The sequence below is a fragment of the Salinibacterium sp. ZJ450 genome, from assembly GCF_011751885.2.
GTDB lineage: Bacteria > Actinomycetota > Actinomycetes > Actinomycetales > Microbacteriaceae > Ruicaihuangia.
Genome location: NZ_CP061771.1, coordinates 2308205 through 2328485, shown reverse-complemented (window position 1 = coordinate 2328485; position 20281 = coordinate 2308205). Strand labels below are relative to the sequence as shown.

Genomic DNA, 20281 nt, shown 5'->3' with positions numbered 1-20281 from the left:
TGGGGTGCGTTGCCACTGTAAGCCACCGAGGAAACGCCGATGCCCCGGCTCGCACACGCGGGCCGGGGCATCGGATGTTTCAGAGTGCTCAGCTGATGTCGTTGAGCTCAGCGCGGTGGTTGTCCTTGAGCCAGCGCACGAACAGCAGTGACATCAGGAGGACCGCCACGTTGACCACGGCGATCACCCAGAAGTCACCGTTCGCCGCGAGGGCCGCCGCGACCATGGGGGCCGGGGCAGAGAACAGCACCTGCGAGAACGAGAGCGACAGCGCGGATCCCGAGAATCGCATGTTGGTCGGGAACTGCTCGGCGTACAGGGCAGGCTGCGAGCCGAACTCGAACTGTACGCCGCTGATCGCCCCGGCGACCGTGAGGATGATGAGGAACATGCTGCCGGTCGAGGCCGCCGGGAAGAAGGCTGCGACGGCGATGATCTGCACGATGATCGCTATTGCGAGCACCGGCTTGCGGCCGATCCGGTCGCTCACCCAGCCGCCGAACAGGCCGGCGCAGACCGAGATCCCGTTCGCGACCAGAATGATCACGAAGGCGTCGGCCTTGCTGAAGCCGGCGTTGGCCGTGAGGTAGTTCAGGCCATAGACGGCCATCGTGTAGAAGGTCACGTTCGAGCCGGCACGCACGAACATCAGCTTCACGATCGTCCAGGGGTGGGCCTTGAGCACCTGCAGGCCGTTCACCGACTTCGTCGTCGCAGCCTTGTACTCGACGAACACTGGGGTCTCCTCGAGCCGGAAGCGGATGTACAGGCCGACGAGCACGAGGAGGGCGCTGAGGAGGAATGGGATGCGCCATCCCCAGTCCTGGAATGCCGCCTCGCTCAGTGTCGCCGTGAGCACGACGAGGGTCACATTGGCGAGCACCTGGCTGAGCGGTGAGCCGATGTTGATGAAGGCGCCGAAGCGGCCGCGCTGGTTCGCTTTGGCGTGCTCGAGCGTCATCAGCTGTGCGCCGGTTGCCTCACCGCCCAGCGAGAAGCCCTGCAGGAAGCGAAGGCTCACGAGGATGACCGCGATGCCGAGTCCCTGGTTGGCCGGGAGGAGCCCGATCGCAACCGAACTGACCCCCATGAGGATGAAGGTTCCGAGCAGGACGGGACGCCTGCCGTACTTGTCGCCGAAGTACCCGCAGACGATGGCGCCGAGCGGGCGAGCGAGGAAGCCCACCCCGAATGTCGCAAACGACGCGATGAGCGAGCCGGCCTCTCCAAGGTCGGAGAAGAAGAGCGCGGGAAAGATCGTCGCCGACAGCGCGCCGTACAGCGCGAAGTCGAACCATTCGAGCGCTGATCCCAGCGTGCCGCTGGCGAGTGCCCTCCGGCGCTGGGTCTTGTTCGCGGCGCTGCGAACTGTGGGACTGCCCGTCGCCGGTGGCGTGGAGTCCAGGACGTCGCTGGTCATGGTGCAACCTCTCGTTCATGGGCAACTCTGCCCGGCCCTCAAAGTAGCGGCGCGCGCGGATCGCTCAAAGTTGCTTTCTGCCATGAAGAAAGGTGCGCAACTTCTGCTATCTGGAAAGCAATTGAGGTGCTCGACGCGTGCTCGCTTATGTTCGACGCGAGTCCCGATTCCAAGATGACGAACACGCGAGGTAGCGATGACTGGGCAATGGTCGACCGAAATAGTCGTTCTGGGCGGGGGCCTCGCGGGGCTCCGCGCAGCATCGGTGGCGGCCGAGGCCGGACGTCGTGTCGTACTCATCGAGAAGCGTGATCGCCTCGGTGGCTCCGCCGCGCTCTCGGCAGGAATGTTCTGGACCGCGCCCGACCTTGAGTCGTATCGCGCGAGGGTGCCGGCGGGCAACGTCGCACTCGGCGAGCGCGTGATCTCGGACTACGACGCGAACCTGGACGCCATCCGCCGAAGCGGCGTGTTCGTCTCTGACCAGTCCACCGACGACGTCATGGGCTTCGGCCGAGGTTTCACATTTGACGTGAAGGCCTACCTCGGGCATCTAGAGGAGCGGCTTCTGAAGGCCGGGGGAGAGATCCGAACGGGCCTGCGGGTGCGCGCCATCGAGCCCTCGGCGATCCAGCGCTACCGTCTCGTCATCGAATCGGATGAGGGCGAGGCCAATCTGGAGACGAATGCGATCGTGTTCGCAACCGGCGGATTCCAGGGGTCGCCCGGTGCACGCGCGACATGGATGCCGGATGTCGGGGAGGACATCCTTCTGCGGTCGAATCCGGGGAGCACCGGGGACGGCCTGAGGCTCGCATCCGAGCTCGGTGCCGCGACCGCGGGCGACCTCGGTACCTTCTACGGCCACCTGATCTCGCATCCCGTGTCGGGCTTCATCCCCGACCGTTTCATGCTCTTCTCCCAGTACTACTCGAACCACGGGATCCTCGTGGCCGCCGACGGCCGGAGGTTCGCTGACGAGTCGCGCGGCGACGAACTGCTCAACCAGGACCTTGCGGAGCTCGACGGGATGCGGGCGTTCCTGATCGTCGACCACGAGACGCGCTCGACGTACGGCGCATCCGAGCCCTTCGCGAACTTCGGACGCCTCGATCGCTTCGAGTTCGCAGTCGAGCACGGTGCGCGGCACGCCGTCGCCGACACGCTGGACGCTCTCGCCGTCGCCCTCGGGACGCTCGGCGTCGACGAGGGACAGCTGCGCCGCACCCTTGCCGGTGACGTCGGCGTCTCGACGCTCGCCAGTCGGGTCTCCGGCTCCGAACCTCCCACAGCAGCCCAGCTCGGGCTCCTGCGGAGCGGGCCCTTCTACGCCTTGGAGGTGCAGCCGGCGGTCACCTTCACACTCGGCGGCATCGCGATCGATGCCGCGACCCGGGTGATCGCCGCCTCGGGTTCGCCCCTCGACGGCGTCTTCGCCGCGGGGGCAGACATCGGCGGGCTCTCCAACTACGGCTACGTGGGCGGGCTTGCTCCCGCGCACATCACGGGCTCGATCGCGGGCGTCGAGGCGGTGGCGTCATGCTGAGGAAGCGGATCGCTCTTCTCGAGAGGCGCGACGACCTGTCCTTCGAAGAGTTCGACGAGCACTGGGCGACGCCCCACGCCGAGATCATCTCCCGGCTACCCGGCCTTCAGGAATACGTGCAGAACTCCGTACTCGATTGGTGGAGGTCGGGCGACGCATCGGGCGTCGACGGCATCGTGGAGGTCTGGTTCGATGACGGTGTCGTCACCTCCCCTGAGCAGCACACGTCGATGACCCAGCAGGATGACGAGGTCAGGTTCATCCGCACCCTGACGGCGGTCACGGTGACGGATCGTCGCTCCTACAGTTCAGATGACAAGGTGTGGATCCTCGCGCCCGCGTCCCTCACCGGGATACCGGGCCTGCCGTTGCCGGATGACGCCATCGTCTGCAGCCCGGAACCGGATGCCGTGCTCATGGAGCGTCCGCGCCTGCGGCGAGATGCAGCTGCGCCGAGCACCGTGATCATCCTCCCGGTCGCGCGGGCGCAGGCGGTTGCGCTGTTCGACGCAGTCGTGGCGGCGTTCACCGAGAGCGGGGCCCCGGACGGGTTGCGGGTCCTGCGTACCACGACGAGACGCATCCGCTGACGTGAATCCGGCGCGCTACGCGGCGAGCCGTGCCAGCTGTGAGGCGGCCTGCTCGAGCACCGGCACCTTCTTGCAGAAGGCGAAGCGCACCAGCGACGCGAAGTCGGCCTTGTTCTCGTGGGAAACGAACGCGCTGATCGGCACGCCGACAACCCCGGCGAGTTCCGGCAACCGGCGGCAGAGGTCCGCGGCATCCGCGAAACCCAGCGGCGCGGCATCCGCCACCACGAAGTACGAGCCCTGCGGCTGCGACACGGTGAAGCCGGCCTTGACGAGCCCGGCCGACAGGATGTCGCGCTTGGCGCGGAGCGTCCAGGCGAGGTCGGTGAAGTAGGAGTCGGGCAGGCCGAGGCCCACCGCGATGGCCGGCTGGAACGGGGCGCCATTGGTGTAGGTGAGGAACTGCTTGACGGCGTTGATCGCCTCGACCAGCTCCGGTGTGGCGGTGAGCCAGCCGATCTTCCAGCCGGTGGTGCTGAACGTCTTGCCGGCGCTGGAGATGGTGATCGTGCGCGACGCCGCGCCCGGCAGGGTCGCGACCGGGATGTGCTGCTGCCCGAAGGTGAGGTGCTCGTACACCTCGTCGGTCACGATCAGCGCGTCGTGCCGTTCGGCGAGCTCGACGATGAGCTGCAGGGTCTCGCGGGACAGCATCGACCCTGTGGGGTTGTGCGGGTTGTTGACCAGGATGATGCGGGTGGCGTCAGTGACGGTGCGGCGCAGGTCATCGTGATCGGGTTGGAACTCGGGCGCCCGCAGCGGCACGGTGCGGTGCACGGCACCGGCAAGGGCGATCGTTGCCCCATACGAGTCGTAGAACGGCTCGAAGGTGGCCACCTCGTCGCCGGTCTCCAGCAGTGCCAGCAGGGTGGCGGCCAGGGCCTCGGTGGCGCCCGCGGTGACCAGCACCTCGCGGTCGGCATCGACGTCGAGCCCGTAGAACCGCTTCTGGTGCGCCGCGATCGCCTCGCGCAGCACCGGCATGCCGGCGCCTGGCGCGTACTGGTTCACTCCGTCGCTGATCGCCTGCCGGGCCGCTTCCAGCACTTCGGCCGGGCCGTCCTCGTCGGGGAAGCCCTGGCCGAGGTTGATCGCCCCGGTGCGGCTCGCGAGCGCGGACATTTCCGCGAAGATAGTAGGGCGGGTTTTCCCATCGGTGCCGATCAACATGGCACCGTGGGCGGCACGCTGCCAGGCTCCGGAAACAGTCACCAGGCAAATTTACCGCCTCGGCTTGCGCCCGCATGTCGAACCATTGGCCAGACGCATAGAAAACGACCAGCTGGCTCACAGGAACGGCTTGCAGAAAGCACAGCTTGGCCGGACAAGCTGATGTCGCTTTGAAAGGAGCACCACGATGACGAACCTCCCTGCGACCCCCGATGACCGTCCGGTGACGCCAGAGGGCGGCGACCAGCCGATCGCTCCTGAGCAGCCCGAGACCCCCCAGCAGCCGCCGGCCGCTCCCGAGCCGCCCGCAGCACCCGAACCGCCGCGGCCGCTTGAGTACAACACCGCGCCGGTCGCCGAGCCTGCGGCATCCGTGGAGCCCGCTGCGCCCGCGACGTCCGCGCCCATCGTGCCGCCCACGCAGACCGCGCCGTTTGTGGCCCCTGCCGCGGCGCCCGCCCAGCCCCGTTACGGCCAGTACGCCCCGCCGTCGGCTGCGCCCGCCGCCGCGCACACTCAGACGTCCCAGCAGGCCGGGCCGAGCACACCGCACGCGACGCAGCCCACCCAGCCGTACCCCGGCCAGGGGCAGTGGTCGGGTGCCACCCCTCCCGGCGGCGGCGATGTTCCCCCGAACAAGTCCGCGAAGCGCGGCTCGACGATCCCGTTCGTGGCCGCACTCGCGGTCGGTGCGCTCGTCGGTGGGGTGTCCGGTGCCGGTGTCACTCTCTGGGCCACGAATCAGAACGACGAGAGCACGGTCGTCGGCAGCGCCAACCCCGGCACCGTCACCATCAACAACGCGGATGAGGCCACCCTGGTCAGCGCGGTGGCAGCCAAAGCGTCACCGAGTGTTGTCACCCTCAGCGTCACGTCCGACGCCGGGCAGGGAACCGGCTCCGGCGTGGTCATCGACAACGAGGGACACATCCTCACGAACACGCACGTGGTCACCCTCGACGGGGCCGCCGGAGCTCCCACCGTGCAGGTGCAGACCTACGACGGCCAGTTGCTCACCGCGACCGTGGTCGGAACCGACCCGATCTCCGACCTCGCCGTGATCAAAGTCGACCCGAGCGCCAAGCTCCCGGCGATTGAGTTCGCCGACTCCAGCGACCTCAACGTAGGAGACACTGCGATTGCGATCGGCGCTCCGCTCGGCCTCGCGAACACCGTGACCGACGGCATCGTCAGCGCGCTGAACCGCAGCATCACGGTGGCGTCATCCGCCGCACCCGACGACTCGCAGCAGGAGGACCAGGCGCCGGAGCAGGGCGACAGCCCGTTCGACTTCTGGAACTTCGACATCCCGGGCGACCAGCAGCAGAGTGCGCCGTCGAGCACGATTTCGCTCAGCGTGATCCAGACGGATGCCTCGATCAACCCCGGTAACTCCGGCGGTGCGTTGCTCAACGCCAACGGTGACCTGATCGGCATCAACGTGGCCATCGCCAGTGCCGGGGGAGGCCAGGGGGCAGCCGGAAGCATCGGCGTCGGCTTCTCGATTCCGGCCAACCTGGCCAAGCGGGTCGCCTCCGAGATCATCGAAACGGGCAGCGCCTCGCACGGCCTGCTCGGTGCCATGGTGCAGCCCGTGACCGATGGCAGCACCCTCGGTGCGCAGATCGCCGAGGTCAGTGCCGGTGGTGCTGCCGAGGCGGCGGGTCTGCGAGCCGGTGACGTCGTCACCAACTTCAACGATGTGCCGATCACGAGCCCGACCGACCTCACCGCGCAGGTTCGGGTGCTCGGCGCCGGCGACAACACCACGATGACGTACGTGCGTGGCGGCGAGGCCACCACCACCGACGTCACCGTCGGCGAGCTGCAGTAACACCCGCGAAGGGAGCGGAGGCCTCCGGGCCCCGCTCCCTTCTTGGTGCCGCTGACTGACACCGCACGGCTGATAGGCTCGCCGCAGATTTCTCCTGAGCATTGGACCCCATGACACAAGACTCGCTACCTGGCGTCTCTTACGTGATTCCCGTGCTGAACGAAGCTCGTTATGTCGAGGGCGCTATCCGCACCGTGCTCGCCCAGAATTACGCCGGCGAGCGCGAACTCATCCTCGCCCTGGGCCCATCAACGGATGACACCGACGCCATCGTGCAGCGGATGGCAGAGGACGACCCGCGCGTCACCTGGGTGCGGAACCCCGCCACCGACATCCCCGCCGGGCTCAATCGGGCGATCGAGGCCAGCCGCTACCCGATCATCGTGCGGGTCGACGCCCATTCCGAGCTGGAGCCGGGTTACACCCGCCGTGCCGTCGAGACGCTCGATCGCACCGGTGCCGTGAACGTCGGCGGCCTGATGAACGCGCAGGGCCGCACGCCGTTCCAGGCGGCGGTCGCTCGCGCCTACAACAGCAAGATCGGTCTGGGCGGCGGCCAATACCATGGCGGCTCGGTGGAAGGCCCGGCCGAATCGGCGTACCTCGGCGTGTTCCGCCGAGACGTGCTGTTCGAGGTCGGACTCTACGACGAGTCGGTGCGCCGCGGTGAAGACTGGGAACTCAACCTGCGCATCCGCGCGGCAGGCCACACCGTCTGGTTCGACCCTGCGCTCACGGTCACGTACTGGCCGCGCGAAAGCTGGAGCAAGCTGGTGCGCCAGTTCGTGGCCACCGGTGCCTGGCGCGGCGAACTGGTACGCCGCTATCGGGGCCGCAACCCGTGGCGCTTCTTCGTTCCGCCGCTGCTCGTCGTCTCCGTCATCGCCAGCGTCGTGCTCGGCGTGTTGCAGCTCACCGGCGTGGTCAGCGGATGGCCGAGCCTGCTCGCCAGCGTGGTGTACCTTGGCCCGCTGGCCTACCTGTTGCTGCTCTGCTGGGTCAGCTTCGTCAGCGAGCGCGGTGAATCCGCCCGCGACCACTGGCTGTACTTCCTGGTGCTACCCACCATGCACCTGGCCTGGGGCATCGGTTTCATCGGGGGACTGCTGCGCGGCGCCCGGGATGTGCGCGACACCTCACGCACCGACGTCTAGTAAGCACACTCACGGTGTACCTCTAGCTGATCGCCCCGCGCTCGAGCAGCTTGGCCAGCACCCGTGCCGCGGCCTGCCCGTCATCGTTCGGGTTGAACTGCTGCTGCCACGCGCGGTATCGCGGCGCGAACCGGTCGCCGAGCGAGTCAAGCTCCCGCACCAGGGTCAGCAGTTCGTCCGAGGTATTAGCCACCGGACCCGGCGCCACCTCGAGCAGGTCGAAGTAGAACCCGCGCAGCCGGTCGCGGTAGTCCGCCAGGTCGGGCGTGAAGAACAGCACGGGCTTGCCGGTGACGGTGTAGTCGAACATCACAGACGAGTAGTCGGTGATGAGTGCGTCGGCCACCAGGAACAGCTCGGAGATGTCCGGGTAGCTGGTGACGTCGATCACGTTGGGGGCGCGGACATCCGTTCCCGGACGCAACGTCCTGGCGTGTCCGCGGATGAGCGTGACGTAACCGTCGCCAAGCGTCTGGGCGAAGCGCGCCGTCTGCAGGTGATCAATCTCGTCCGGTCGGTCGTCGCGCCAGGTGGGCGCGTACAGCAGCACGGTGACGTCATCCGCGATCCCCAGGCGCCTTCGGATGGCGGCGGCGTCGCCGGTGACCAGGATGTCGTTGCGCGGATAGCCGTCCTGCCAGATCGGGCCGAAGTAGGCGTAGGCCCGGCGGAAGGTCCGGGTGCTGTGCGGATTCTGCGACAGCATGATGTTCCAGCGGGATCGCTCGCGCAGGGACGCCAGCGCGGGCCGTGGTCGGATGCCGCGCCGGGATAGCGCGATCCGCTTCAGCGGTGTGCCGTGCCAGGTCTGCAGCACCGTCTGGTGTTCGCGTTTGCGGTAGCGGTTGCGCAACCAGTCGTTCACCACGAGCAGGCGGGCGGACGCGCGCACCCGCCACCACTGTTCGCTGCCCTCGATCAGCCGCACGGCGCCCTCCGGCACGGCGACCGACGCGTCGGCCACGCTCCAGTAGCGCATCACATCCGGCCGCTGACGCCTGAGTTCCCGGTCGATCGCCAGCGGATTGCACGAGGCGTTCTGCCCGTAGAAGCTCTCGAAGAACACCGCGTTGATCGGCTCTGGCTGGGCGGCCCGGTATGCCGCCTCGAGTTGCGACTGCTGGGCGGGGCCGCGTTCGGTCTCGTAGAGGGGCGGGGTGAGCTTCAGCTCGAGGGTGTCGGTCACCGCGAACTCGAGCGCTGCGACATCCGGAATCAACAGTGGATCTGGCAGAACCGCGCGAACCGTGATGGCGCCGGTGAAGGATGCCGCGTCCAACCGGTACCGGCCGGACGGCGGCGGCAGCGGCGGGCCTCCCCACCGCGACCCCAGCAGCGGCAGCGACGCCGACCACCGCTCACCGATGACCTCCAGGGGTGCGGCCAAGCGCTGCCGCGCGCCGATCAGTTCGATCTCTTGCGGGGCCGCCCCGGTGAGGGTTCCGGCCAGGCGGAGGGTGGGCTGGTCGCCATCGCTCACGGCGATGGAGTCGACGACGAACGCGGTGCTGCTCATGCTCTCCTCTCGGACCCGTCGCCGGCGAGCCGGTCGAGGATCTCGGCGTAGACCCGCTGGGTGTTGCGGCCGTCCGTGTAGGCGTGATGGCTGTTGCGCAGACGTTCGGTCTGTGCCAGCAGCTCGGCGCGGAACTGCGGATCGGTCTCGGCGCGGCCGAGCGTCGAGACCAGCTCGGCCCACGACCGGGTCTCGCGGCCGCCGCTGAACGCCTCGTATGGCTCGTACAGCCCGCGGTTTGCGGAGTACTCGATGACGTCGGGGGCGAGGAAGAAGATCGGCCGACCGGTCAGGGCGAAATCGTAGGCGATCGAGGAGTAGTCGGTGATCAGTACGTCGACCGCGGGCAGCACAGGGGTGATGTCGTTCTGACGGGCCGCGTCGAGCAGCAGGATGCGGCGGGACACCGCGCCGGCGGCGTAGTCGCCGACGCTGTGCGGGTGCGGCCGCACCACCAGCACCGAATCGGTGCGCTGCAGCCACTCGTCGATCAGCTGCCAGTCGGCAGCGGACGGCACGCTGGGGTCGACCGCGCCGTCACGCCAGGTGGGCGCAAACAGCACCACCCGGGGCGAGCCGTCGAGGCCGAGCTTCGCGTGCAGCAGGGTGTCTGCTCGAGCCCGGCGTTCCTCGTCGGTTCCCCTGGTCAACACGTCGTCGCGCGGGTCGCCGGTGACGACCACCCGGTCGGCAGGTAGACCGAACGCGGTGCGCAGCCGTTCGGCTGCCAGCTCGCTCGCGGCCGGCAGCAGGTCGATGCCCTGCGCGGCGCGGTGGTACAGCGCGCGCAGCGGACGTCGCAGCGGCCGCGGAGCCGAGAAGGTGATTGGCGCGTCGAGGTGGATGCGCTTCAACGGGATGCCGTGCCACAGCTGGACGATGAACCCGCCGCGGGCGGCGAACCGATTGACGTCGCCGAAGCCGTGGGTCACCACCAGCACCCGGGCACGCAGGGTGAGCCGGAATCCGCGCCAGCTGTCCTTCAGCACGGCGGGGATGCGCAGCTGCCGGGCGCGGTCGAGATCCGTGGTGTTGCGCGCCAGCCAGACCGCGCGCACCTGCGGATTCTCGGTGGTGACCGTGTGCAACAGCTCGAGGGAGCCCTCGCCGACCCCGGAGCCGCTGCCGAACACCCACAGGGTGTCGCGCCGTTGTACCACGAGGGTGGCCAATGCACCGAGGGCATACAGGGGAACGGACAGAAGTTTGGCGGCATTGCCTGCTGAGAATGTGAACCCGGACACGATTGAACAACTATCCCGCAGATCCCCCAGGTTCGCTCAATCCGCGCTGTTGTAATGGGAAGGCCGCACTGCAAGACGCGCATCGCTGGAGGATTTTTTCGTGCCGTTGTTCAAAGACATCAAGACCGCCAGACGACTCGTGGGAAACATCCTCCGTTCCCGTCGCACCCGCAAGCAACTGCAGCGAAGACTGCCATCGACTACCCGGCCGGAGCCCGGCAGCATCGAGATCGCGGTGTACTTCGCCGACAGCCGGGTGAACCTGTACCAGATCCGCCAGTGGTACGCGCCGCTCGTGGAGCTGGCGAAGCAGCACAAGGTGGCGATCATCTCCCGGTCACCGGGAACCGCCCTCACCCTCTGGGACGAGGCCCCGGTGCCGACGGTGTACCTGCGCAAGGTCGTCGAACTGGAACGGTTCGTGGCCGAGCAGGATCTGAAGATCGTTTTCTACGTGAACCAGAACACCAAGAACTTCCAGATGTTCCGGTACGGACGCATGTGGCACGTGTTCATCAATCACGGTGAGAGCGACAAGATGTACATGACCACGAACCAGTTCAAGGCCTACGACTACAGCTTGGTCGCCGGTCAGGCGGCGCTTGACCGGCTGAGCCACAAGCTGTGGGACTTCGACCTCGACAAGCGAGCCATCCCGATCGGCCGCCCGCAGGCCGATCACTTCGCCGCCGAACTGCCCTACACGCCCGACGATCGGGCGGTCGTACTGTACGCCCCGACCTGGGAGGGCGACCGCGCCGCCGCCGCATACGGCTCGGTGGCCTCGCACGGTGTTGCGTTGGTGAAGGAACTGCTGGCGAGCGGCAGGCACCGGGTGATCTACCGGCCGCATCCGCGCAGCGGCGTCGTGGATCGCGAGTACAAGGCGGCAAACCAGAAGATCATTGCGATGATCGAGACCGCGAACGCGGCCGATACTGCGGCGCACCACATCTACGATGACGGTCCGCAGTTGGGTTGGCAGCTGGCGGCTGCGGATGTCGCGATCACCGATGTCTCGGCCATGGTCTACGACCGGCTGGCCACCGGCAAACCCATCATCGTGACCCGTCCGGCGTCGCCGCTCGCCGACGTCGATGAGGGCGGGTTCCTCGGGGACAGCGAGTGGCTGGCAGTCAATCAGGCCAGCAGCATCGTCGGCATCGTCGACCGGGTGCAGAGCGACCCTGCGGCCCTCGACACGCTGCACCACTGGGTGGAGCGTCACTTCGGTGACACCACGCCGGGAGCGGCGACGGCGCGTTTCCACGCCGCGGTCGAGCACCTGATCGAGCAGTGGAACGCGCAGGCTGCGCTGCATGCCGCTGACCGGGTGGAGAGCGAGTCTGCCCCGTTCGAGGACGACGAAGACGAAGACGAGGCGCCCGCAGCCGACTGACGCGGGGGAGCCGCTCGAGCGGCTGGAACCGCCGGTAGCCTTGGCGGGACGGAACGGCGGGGGCATGGGGCGATCGGGTCAGAAGAAACGAGTGCAGCCGCGGAGTCGCAGGCCGGAGCGCGGAGCGTCGGCGACTGCGCCGAAACATCCGCTCATGACGATTGCCACCCGGCTGCCGATGGTGCTGCTCGGTGTTGTTATTGTGCTGTTGATTCCGGCGCCGTTCACGTCCATGTCGTCTGAACTCAACGATCTGTACGAGGACTTCCTCGGTCCGGTGATTGTCGTGGTGACACTCGCCTGCATTCTCATAGGCAGCGTGATGGGTGCCGCGGTGATGATGGGGTGGAGGGCCGGGATCATCGGCGTGGTCTTCTCCGGATCGATCACCGCGGCCGGCGTCGGCGCTCTCACGGACGAACCCATCTGGACGAATATCGGCATTGCCGGCTTCGCGGTCAGCTGCGCCGGGTACTACTTCATCGGAGAGCTGAGCGGATACCTGCCGGTTAAGACGCGGGAAGCATACGGGGGAGTGGCGATGATCCCCGGCGGGATCATCATGGGCGTTGTCGGCATTGCCATGGGAAATCAGACCTTGGTGTTGTTCGGGTTCGGGGCTGCGGGCGCTGCGCTCGGGGTCACGCTGGCGCGGTTGTGGCGCCGACGGCGTGCGAGGGCTGCGGTAGCCGACGCATGAAAATCGGCTGCCGGTTCGCTATGCGGTCGGAGGCTGACCCGGGGTGTCACCGGTGTTCGGGTTGGCGTCGATGATGAGCGTGTCATCCCTGCGCAACCACGCCGGCTTCAGACCGCGAGTGCGGGGCTGCTTGGGCTGACGCACACGCGGCTCGCGCGGCTCGCGCGGCTCGCGCGCGCCACGCGGCTCGCGCGGTTCCAGCTCGAGCGGGAAGCTAACCGGCGCCGGGCCGAACGCCTCCTGCGAGCTCTGCACGATCCTGCGGCCCAGAATGTGGCTGGCGGTGCCGCCGATCACGGCGCCGATGCCGAACGGCACGAGCCGACCCATCGCGCCCGCGGTCGTATTCACGGCGAAGCGCTTCACGAACATCCGCTTCACGCGGTCGGCGATCTGACCCATGAACGCCTGCGGCACGTTGCGGCCGATCACATCACCCCAGAAGCGCGAGATCGGGGCGCCTCGGCCGGTCGCCTGCGCGGCCAGATGACGCACCAGATCGGCGCCGGACGAGCCGAGCATCATCGCCATCACGATCGTGCGGGCACGGTCGGGATCGGTCACCGCGATTCCGTGGATCTCGGTGATCGACTGCGCGAACAGGGCGCTGGTCTCCAGGAACGTGGTGGTCTCAATGCCGGTGAGCGCGAGGCTGAGGCCGGTGCCGACTCCCGGCACCACCGCCACCATGCCTACCCCGGCGCCGCCACCGGTCACCGCCAGCAGATAGCGGCGTTCCAGGATGCGGATCACATGCTCAGGGCTCGCGTCGGGATATTTCCGACGGATGCTGCGGATGTGCGCGAGCACGACCGGACGCTGCACGGTGAGCAGCCTGTCGAAACCGCGCACCGCCATCGGGTGCTGGGCGACCTTGGAAGGATCGATTGTCGGCACGTCACACTCTCCCTTGTGGTGGGAAGCCCATCCTAAGCAGACCTGCTGGAAGTCCCACCGGGTTGAAGTTACTCTGCTGGGGTGAGCACCCTCATCACCTACGACATGGTTGACGACCTCCTTCTCGAGGACATGGAAGCGATTCTGAGCGGGGAGATGGACGATGAACCCAGCCAGGCCGATTATCGCAACCGGTCGGAGACCGCCGAACACTGGGCGACGGACGACGAGTTCGAGCTGGAAGGCGAGGAACTGCGGCCGATCCTGCTCCGAGCTGCGAGCCTGCAGGCGTCCTATGCGGGCGATGACGAGCGGGCGTTGCACCTGGCGCTGCGTGCCGTCGAGGCCGCGGAAGCGATCGGTGACTGGCTGATTCCCGACGTTCGGATCCGCCTCTATGAGGCGTTGCGAGTCGTCGGAGACGAGGCTAAGGCGACCGAGGTCGAAGCCGGCCTGCGCAAACGACTGCCGCTGGACCTCGACAGCTTCGCGGAGATGGCCGACATCGTCGCCGGCCTCGGCGACACCGAACTCGCCGGGCGCTGGTTCACGATGGGCATCCGGTTCGCCGAAAAGCACGACCTGACCGAGGAGTTCGAGTACGAGCTACTCCTCATTTCGCGCGCCGAGCTGCGTGAGTCCCTTGGACTGCAGAAAGACGAGTTCGACCTCCTGGCTGACGCATACATCGCCGAGATGGACGACGAGATGTAGCGGTGCGGATGTCGGGAACCGGTTCTCCGCCACGATCGCGGTGTCCCGCTAGAAACTCACACGCCAGAGGTACTCATCGTCCGATGGCCGGAACCACCGCACGACCACCACGGAGCTGCGCGCGAGGTCATCTCCGTGCGCATGCACGAGCATGCTGTGCCCTGGTTCGAGCACGGTCGGGATTCCCCACAGCAGTCGGCCATCGCCGAGCAGCGCCAAGCTGATCCCGCGCAACCGTTCGTCGCCGATATTCAGCAGTCCGTAGGCCGGCGCGCGCTCGCGCTGCACTTGGAACGGCACACGGTACGCGGGGTCGTGCGGAGTTCCATCGCCAACGATTCGAAGCATGGTTGCACGCTACGAACCGCCCCCGACAACCCCGGAATGGCTGGGGATCGCGGCATCCGTTCACGCACTGTGGGGGAGTGGAGCCGAGTGAGCCGCCTACGACCCGTAGTCGGCGTTGTACCGATCGAGCACGTCGGCGATCGGCCCATCGAGCACGAGCGCGCCCTTGTCGAGGTAAAGGCCCCGGCTGCAGAACCGCTTCAGGTCGCGCTCGTTGTGCGACACGAAAAACAGGGTACGACCGCCGGCCAGCATCTCCTCAATGCGCCGGTAGCACTTCTCGCGGAACGCCTTGTCGCCGACCGCGAGCACCTCGTCGACCAGCAGGATGGGTTCTTCGAGGCGGGAGATCACCGCGAACGCGATGCGCACCTTCATGCCACTGGAGAGGTGCTTGTACGGCGTGTCGATGAAGTCGCCGATCTCGGCGAAGTCGATGATCTCGTCGAACCGCTCGTCGATCTCGCGCCGGAGCATGCCGTGCAGGCCGGCGGTCAGGTACACGTTGTCGCGCACCGACAGCTCGTCGACGAATCCTCCGGTGATCTCGATCAGCGGAGCCACCCCCGCGTGCACGCCGACGGAGCCCTCATCCGGGATCATCACCTCGGCGACCAGCTTCAACAGGGTGGACTTGCCCTGACCGTTCCGCCCGACGACGCCGATGGCCTCGCCCGGTGAAACGTCGAATGAGACATGGCGGAGCGCCCAGAACTCACCCGGACGGCTGCGCCGGTTCTTCGGGGCAAACAGGTCCTTGAAGGTGCGGCGGCCGCGGCGGCTGCGGCGGAACCGGATGCCCAGGCCCTGCACCGACATGACGGGCCCGCTCGCCGGCTGGGTGGCGAGCGGCTCAGCGATCGGTGTGGACGGCATCAGATCTCCTTCAGCACGCTGCGTTCGGCCCGCTTGAACACGAGCATGCCGATCAGCAGGATGACGAGGCTCATGGCCGCGCCGATGATCACCGGGATCCAGTGCAACTCGGAGGGGAAGAATGCGGCACGGTACAGCGAGAAGATTCCGGCCAGCGGGTTGAACGACATCCAGAACTCGAACCCTGCGGGTAGGTCGCTGATGCCGTAGATCACCGGCGATGCGTAAAAGAGGAACCGCAGCGCGAGCTTGGTAGCGCGCTCGAGGTCGCGGAAGAACACCACGAGGGGAGCCACGATCAGCCCGACACCCACCGTCAGCACGGTCTGCATGACGATCGCCAGCACGGAGTAAACGACCTCCCAGTGCAGCTGCGCGCCGAACACGATCGCGAACAGGGCGAGCACGGGCAGGCTCAGCAAGAACTCGATGCCCTTCGACAGCACCACCCGCAACACCCAGATGGTGCGCGGGATCTTCGTCGACCGGATGAGCTTCGCCTGGCGCAGAAACGCTCGCGTGCTGTCGGACACGGCGCCGTTGAACCACATCCACGGCAGCAGCGCCGACAGCAGGAACACGATGTACGGCGTCTGGCCGACCGAGCGGTCGAACACCTGCGTGAAGACGAACCAGTAGATGCCCGCCATCACCAGCGGGTCGAGGATCGACCAGAAATAGCCGAGGAAGGATGTCGAATACCTGACGCGCAGGTCGCGAACGGTCAGCAGCCACAGCGAATGGCGATACCGAGCGAAGGGCGACCAAGCATGGCGCGTGGGTGCGGTAACGGACACGTCGACTATCGTATGGTGCGCTGACCGGCGTTCCGTGCGCCGGGCGCGGCCTTCGGCAACTGCGGGATCAGACGAACAGGTTGGCGCGGGCGAGGTCTTCGGCGAAGTCGACCTCGACGGCGTACAGGTCGGAGATGTCGATCGGCTCTACCCGCATCCCGTTCTGCTCGATCGCGAGCTCGATGCCACGCTCGAAGTAGTCCTGGTCACCGACACGCTGCAGGTGGCGCACCAGCGCCGCCTTGTCGCGGCTGGAGATGTAGTTGATGCCAATCGCCTCACCCAGACCGTTCTTCACGGTCTTCGCGAGCTCCTTGATGTAGCCCTCGGCGTCGGTGGTGTACTTGACCTCTTCGTCCGAGACCTTCTCCGTGTTCACGGTCACAAAGGACTGGTCCTGGTCGATCATCTTGGCGGCACGAACCAGCACGGCCGGATCGAACACGATGTCGCCGTTCATCCACAGCACGCCGCCGTCCTTGGACGACTGCAGGGCGCGCAGCAGGCTCTTCGAAGTGTTGGTCTGGTCGTACTGCTCGTTGTACACATACGAAGCGTTCGGGAACGCCTCGATGATGTGCTCGAGCTTGTAGCCGACGACGATGGTGACCTTCGCGTCGCGGCCGAACGCGTGGTGGATGTTCTCGAACTGTTGCTGCATGATGGTGCGGCCGTCGTTCAGCTCGGTGAGGGGCTTCGGCAGGGAACGACCCAGGCGGCTACCCATACCGGCTGCCAGAATGACTACCTGAGTGCTCACGATTTGTCTCCTAATGAGTGGGGCTCTGGCGCTCGGGCGACACGGCGTAGTGCTGCGTGTCACTGCAGGAATGGCGGATTTCACCAAGTGTTCACGCCAGAGATTCTGTCTGGACACTACGTTGTGCTCGTAAGAGTGTACCCGAAGCCCCTGTGAGAGCCAGTTCGTCACGTCTGGGGAGCCAGTTCGTAACGAAATCGCAGCCGAGACAAACGCGTCTGTGCACCCTTGCTACGGTGGGTCACGTGGAAACAGAACCCGACGCTTCCGAGCTTGCGACGCCCCATCAGGCGACGCCAGCCGAAGCGCCGGATGCGCGGCAGACCGCGCCGCGAAAGTCCACAGCGTCCGCCCAGTCCGCGGCCAAGAGGCCGGTGCGCCGCACGACGGCGTCGCGTGCGTCCGCCGCCGTGCCGACGACCGTGACCGCCGACACGAGCGCAGGCAAGCAGGAGACGCCGACGGATGCCGCGACCGACGCGGCACCGGAAGTGACTCCGGTGGCGCCTCCCACACCGGACCAGTCAGACCCCACCGCGGGCCCCACCACCGCCGAGGCTCCGGCCCCGACGGCCCCGCAGGCGCGAGCGCCCGGAAAGGCGACATCCGCAGCTCCGGCTCCGAAGAAGGTGCCCGCCAAGCGTGCCCCGGCCAAGCGCGCGCCGGTGAAGCCCGCCCCGAAACGCACCCCCAAGCCGCCGACGCCGGTGGCCGAGGTGGTGCTGCGGATCGAGGGACTCAGCAAGCGGTTCGGTAACACGGTCGCCGTGAACGGCATCAACCTCGAGGTGCGCGCCGGATCGTTCTTCGGCCTGGTCGGCCCGAACGGTGCAGGCAAGACCACAACCCTGTCGATGGTCACCGGCCTGCTGCGCCCGGATGCCGGGCTGATCACCATCCACGGAGCCGACGTCTGGAGCAACCCGGTCGTCGCCAAACGCAACATGGGCGTGCTGCCCGACCAGCTGCGCCTGTTCGACCGGCTCACCGGCGCCCAACTGCTGCACTACGCCGGCACGCTGCGCGGTCTTGACCCGGAGAGCGTGCGGGTACGCAGCGCCGACCTGGCGCACGCGTTCGGCCTCACCGACGCGCTCGACCGCCTGGTCACCGACTACTCGGCCGGCATGACCAAGAAGATCGCCCTGGCCTCCGCGATGATCCACTCGCCGCGGGTGCTGGTGCTGGACGAACCGTTCGAGTCGGTCGACCCGGTGTCGGCCGCGAACGTGATCGAGATCCTGCAGCGCTATGTGAAGGCCGGCGGCACCGTCGTGTTGTCCAGCCACAGCATGGACCTGATCCAACGCATCTGCGACTCGGTCGCCATCGTGGTGCACGGCGACGTGCTGGCCACCGGCACGATGCGTCAGGTGCGCGGCCGCAAGACGCTCGAGGACCGGTTCGTCGAGCTGGCCGGCGGCCGCAAGGCAGCGGAGGGCATGGAATGGTTGCACAGTTTCTCCGACTGAAGCTGCGACTGCTCGCCAACACCCTCAAGCGCAGTCCGTGGCAGGTGGTCGGCACGCTGGTCGGTCTGCTGTACGGGTTGGGATTCGCCGTGTTCGGCTTTCTCGCGCTTGTTGGGCTGCGCCTGGTCGAGATCGACACCGCCAGGGCCATCGTGGTCACCGCGGGCACCCTGATCGTCGCCGGCACCTTCATCGTTCCGCTGTTCTTCGGCATTGATGACCCGCTGGATCCGCGCAAGTTCTCACTGTTCGGCATCGACACCACCACACTGGCCACCGCGCTCGCCGTGAGCACCCTGCTCGGCGTGCCCGCCCTGGCGGCCACGGTGGTCGGCGTCGGCCAGGTTGTCACCTTCAGCCGCGGCGTACTGGCCACGCTGCTCTCGATTCTCGCCATCCCGATGATCGTGGCCACCTGTCTGCTTGCCGCCAGGGTCTCCACGTCGATCGGAGCCTTCGCGCTGGCCAGCCGACGGGCGAGGGACGCCACCGCCCTGGTCGCCGTGGTCGGCTTGATGCTGCTGGCACCGGTGGTCGTGCTGCTGAGCGAGGTCGACTGGATGGTCGACGGTCTCGGTGTGCTGACTTCGTTTGCGGATGTCGCGGGCTGGACGCCGCTCGGCGCGGCCTGGGCCGCGCCGGCCGATGCCGCGGCGGGCGACGTGGGCCCGGCGCTGATCAAGTCACTGCTTTCACTCGGATTCGTCGCACTGCTCTGGCTCGCGTGGCGGGCGCTGGTCGCCCACATGCTGGTCACCCCGCAGCGTGAGGCGGCGGCCACCCACTACAGCGGAATCGGCTGGTTCGGCCGAGTCGGGTCCAGCCCGGCCGGTGCGATCGCCGCCCGCAGCATCACGTACTGGATGCGCGACGCCCGATACAAGGTGTCCCTGGTGATCATCCCCATCGTGCCGCTGATCATGGTGGTGCCGCTCGGCATCGCCGGGGTGCCCAGCGACCTGATCGCGCTGCTGCCCGTTCCCGTGGTGGCGTTGTTTCTCGGCTGGTCGATCCACAACGACGTCGCCTACGACAACACCGCACTGTGGCTGCATATCGCTTCGAACACGCGCGGCCGTGACGACCGGATCGGCCGCGTGCTGCCGGCGCTGGCGCTCGGCGTCCCGCTGACCCTCGTCACCTCGGTGCTGTGCGCCTGGGTGTACGGCGACTGGTCGGTGCTGCCGGCGATGAGCGGGGTCGGCCTCGGCATCCTGCTGGTCGGCCTCGGCCTCTCCAGCGTCATGTCCGCCCAGTTCCCGTATCCCGCGGTGCGACCGGGCGATAGCCCCTTCACACAGCCGCAGTCGGGCAACACGGCATCCGCTCTGATTCAGACCCTGTCGTTCTTCGCCACGATCGTGCTGGCGGGGCCTGCGATAGTGCTGGGCATCGCCAGCCTGTTCCTCGACGGCTGGTACAACTGGGCGACGCTGCTGACCGGTGTGGTGTTCGGCTCGTTCGTGCTCTGGGCCGGCGTGCACCTCGGCGGGCGACTGTTCGAACGTCGCGCACCAGAGCTGCTCGCCTTCAGTCAGCGAAACTGACGACGCCCGAACTACCATGGGGTGCATGAGCAGCACCGACAATGACCACAGCGGCGGGGGAACCGACGTTCTCGACCGCGAACTCGAAAAGCTTCTGAATGACGAGCAGATCGAGGATGGCGACCACGATCGGTTCTCGCACTACGTGCCGAAGAACAAGATCGTCGAATCGGCGATGACCGGCAAGCCGGTCCGCGCCCTCTGCGGAAAGAAGTGGCTGCCCGGCCGCGACCCCGAGAAGTTTCCGGTGTGCCCAGCGTGCAAGGCGATCTACGAAAAACTCAAGGTGTAGGAGTA

19 protein-coding genes are annotated in these 20281 nt (G+C 67.2%); 10 read left to right on the top strand and 9 right to left on the bottom strand.

Translation table 11 applies throughout. The features are described 5' to 3' along the window. Positions 1–88 precede the first annotated feature (88 nt). Positions 89–1420: an MFS transporter gene (locus tag HCT51_RS11195; RefSeq protein ID WP_166874089.1), complete on the bottom strand. Its 1332-nt coding sequence runs from the start codon at positions 1418–1420 to the stop codon at positions 89–91. A gap of 196 nt (positions 1421–1616) precedes the next feature. Between HCT51_RS11195 and HCT51_RS11190 the strand changes: the two genes are divergently transcribed. Together HCT51_RS11190 and HCT51_RS11185 are read left to right on the top strand one after the other, a co-directional pair. Continuing rightward, the gene (locus HCT51_RS11190; protein ID WP_166874086.1) at positions 1617–2966 is read left to right on the top strand and encodes an FAD-dependent oxidoreductase; all 1350 of its coding nucleotides are present in this window, start codon (positions 1617–1619) and stop codon (positions 2964–2966) included. Then, positions 2960–3556 (top strand): EthD domain-containing protein, encoded by a 597-nt coding sequence (locus HCT51_RS11185; RefSeq protein ID WP_166874083.1) that lies wholly within the window; start codon positions 2960–2962, stop codon positions 3554–3556. Before HCT51_RS11190 ends, HCT51_RS11185 begins: the two co-directional genes overlap by 7 nt. 15 nt (positions 3557–3571) lie before the next feature. Here the strand turns inward: HCT51_RS11185 and HCT51_RS11180 are convergent, their stop codons facing one another. After that, positions 3572–4768: an aminotransferase class I/II-fold pyridoxal phosphate-dependent enzyme gene (locus HCT51_RS11180; protein WP_166874080.1), complete on the bottom strand. Its 1197-nt coding sequence runs from the start codon at positions 4766–4768 to the stop codon at positions 3572–3574. 145 nt (positions 4769–4913) lie between these two features. Here HCT51_RS11180 and HCT51_RS11175 point away from each other — a divergent pair, with 145 nt between their 5' ends. Both HCT51_RS11175 and HCT51_RS11170 read left to right on the top strand, forming a co-directional pair. Beyond that, on the top strand, positions 4914–6560 hold the full coding sequence (locus HCT51_RS11175; protein ID WP_166874077.1) for a S1C family serine protease: 1647 nt from the start codon (positions 4914–4916) through the stop codon (positions 6558–6560). A gap of 110 nt (positions 6561–6670) precedes the next feature. After that, entirely contained in the window at positions 6671–7714 is a 1044-nt protein-coding gene (locus tag HCT51_RS11170) for a glycosyltransferase family 2 protein (protein WP_166874074.1), read from the top strand. 22 nt (positions 7715–7736) lie between these two features. On the opposite strand, the gene HCT51_RS11165 is transcribed toward HCT51_RS11170, so the two are convergent. Beyond that, entirely contained in the window at positions 7737–9230 is a 1494-nt protein-coding gene (locus HCT51_RS11165) for a CDP-glycerol glycerophosphotransferase family protein (protein WP_166874071.1), read from the bottom strand. Then, positions 9227–10474, bottom strand: coding sequence for a CDP-glycerol glycerophosphotransferase family protein (locus HCT51_RS11160; protein ID WP_166874068.1), 1248 nt, complete (start codon positions 10472–10474; stop codon positions 9227–9229). Before HCT51_RS11160 ends, HCT51_RS11165 begins: the two co-directional genes overlap by 4 nt. 100 nt (positions 10475–10574) lie before the next feature. Here HCT51_RS11160 and HCT51_RS11155 point away from each other — a divergent pair, with 100 nt between their 5' ends. Then, entirely contained in the window at positions 10575–11873 is a 1299-nt protein-coding gene (locus tag HCT51_RS11155) for a CDP-glycerol glycerophosphotransferase family protein (protein ID WP_166874065.1), read from the top strand. A gap of 154 nt (positions 11874–12027) precedes the next feature. Further along, positions 12028–12573, top strand: coding sequence for a hypothetical protein (locus HCT51_RS11150; RefSeq protein WP_166874062.1), 546 nt, complete (start codon positions 12028–12030; stop codon positions 12571–12573). A gap of 18 nt (positions 12574–12591) precedes the next feature. Here HCT51_RS11150 and HCT51_RS11145 read toward each other — a convergent pair whose 3' ends face one another. Then, on the bottom strand, positions 12592–13470 hold the full coding sequence (locus HCT51_RS11145; RefSeq protein WP_224760457.1) for a hypothetical protein: 879 nt from the start codon (positions 13468–13470) through the stop codon (positions 12592–12594). Positions 13471–13551: 81 nt separating this feature from the next. Between HCT51_RS11145 and HCT51_RS11140 the strand changes: the two genes are divergently transcribed. Continuing rightward, positions 13552–14184, top strand: a complete 633-nt coding sequence (locus HCT51_RS11140) for a hypothetical protein (protein WP_166874059.1) — start codon at positions 13552–13554, stop codon at positions 14182–14184. Between the two features lie 48 nt (positions 14185–14232). Here the strand turns inward: HCT51_RS11140 and HCT51_RS11135 are convergent, their stop codons facing one another. The 4 genes from HCT51_RS11135 to HCT51_RS11120 all read right to left on the bottom strand — a co-directional run bounded on the left by HCT51_RS11135 (position 14233) and on the right by HCT51_RS11120 (position 16965). Next, entirely contained in the window at positions 14233–14532 is a 300-nt protein-coding gene (locus tag HCT51_RS11135; RefSeq protein ID WP_166874056.1) for a hypothetical protein, read from the bottom strand. 96 nt (positions 14533–14628) lie between these two features. Continuing rightward, on the bottom strand, positions 14629–15351 hold the full coding sequence (locus tag HCT51_RS11130) for an ABC transporter ATP-binding protein (protein ID WP_224760775.1): 723 nt from the start codon (positions 15349–15351) through the stop codon (positions 14629–14631). A gap of 56 nt (positions 15352–15407) precedes the next feature. Continuing rightward, positions 15408–16205 (bottom strand): ABC transporter permease, encoded by a 798-nt coding sequence (locus HCT51_RS11125; protein ID WP_166874049.1) that lies wholly within the window; start codon positions 16203–16205, stop codon positions 15408–15410. A 67-nt stretch (positions 16206–16272) separates the two neighbouring features. Then, a complete protein-coding gene (locus HCT51_RS11120) occupies positions 16273–16965 on the bottom strand; it encodes a phosphocholine cytidylyltransferase family protein (protein ID WP_166874045.1) in 693 nt (230 codons plus the stop codon). 245 nt (positions 16966–17210) lie between these two features. On the opposite strand from HCT51_RS11120, the gene HCT51_RS18745 reads away from it, so the two are divergent. Genes HCT51_RS18745 through HCT51_RS11105 form a run of 3 tightly spaced genes read left to right on the top strand, consistent with a single transcriptional unit; the run spans position 17211 to position 20276 of the window. Further along, the gene (locus HCT51_RS18745; protein ID WP_224760456.1) at positions 17211–18437 is read left to right on the top strand and encodes an ABC transporter ATP-binding protein; all 1227 of its coding nucleotides are present in this window, start codon (positions 17211–17213) and stop codon (positions 18435–18437) included. After that, on the top strand, positions 18413–19984 hold the full coding sequence (locus tag HCT51_RS11110) for an ABC transporter permease (protein ID WP_166874043.1): 1572 nt from the start codon (positions 18413–18415) through the stop codon (positions 19982–19984). Before HCT51_RS18745 ends, HCT51_RS11110 begins: the two co-directional genes overlap by 25 nt. A gap of 25 nt (positions 19985–20009) precedes the next feature. After that, the gene (locus tag HCT51_RS11105; protein ID WP_166874040.1) at positions 20010–20276 is read left to right on the top strand and encodes a DUF3039 domain-containing protein; all 267 of its coding nucleotides are present in this window, start codon (positions 20010–20012) and stop codon (positions 20274–20276) included. Positions 20277–20281 lie beyond the last annotated feature (5 nt).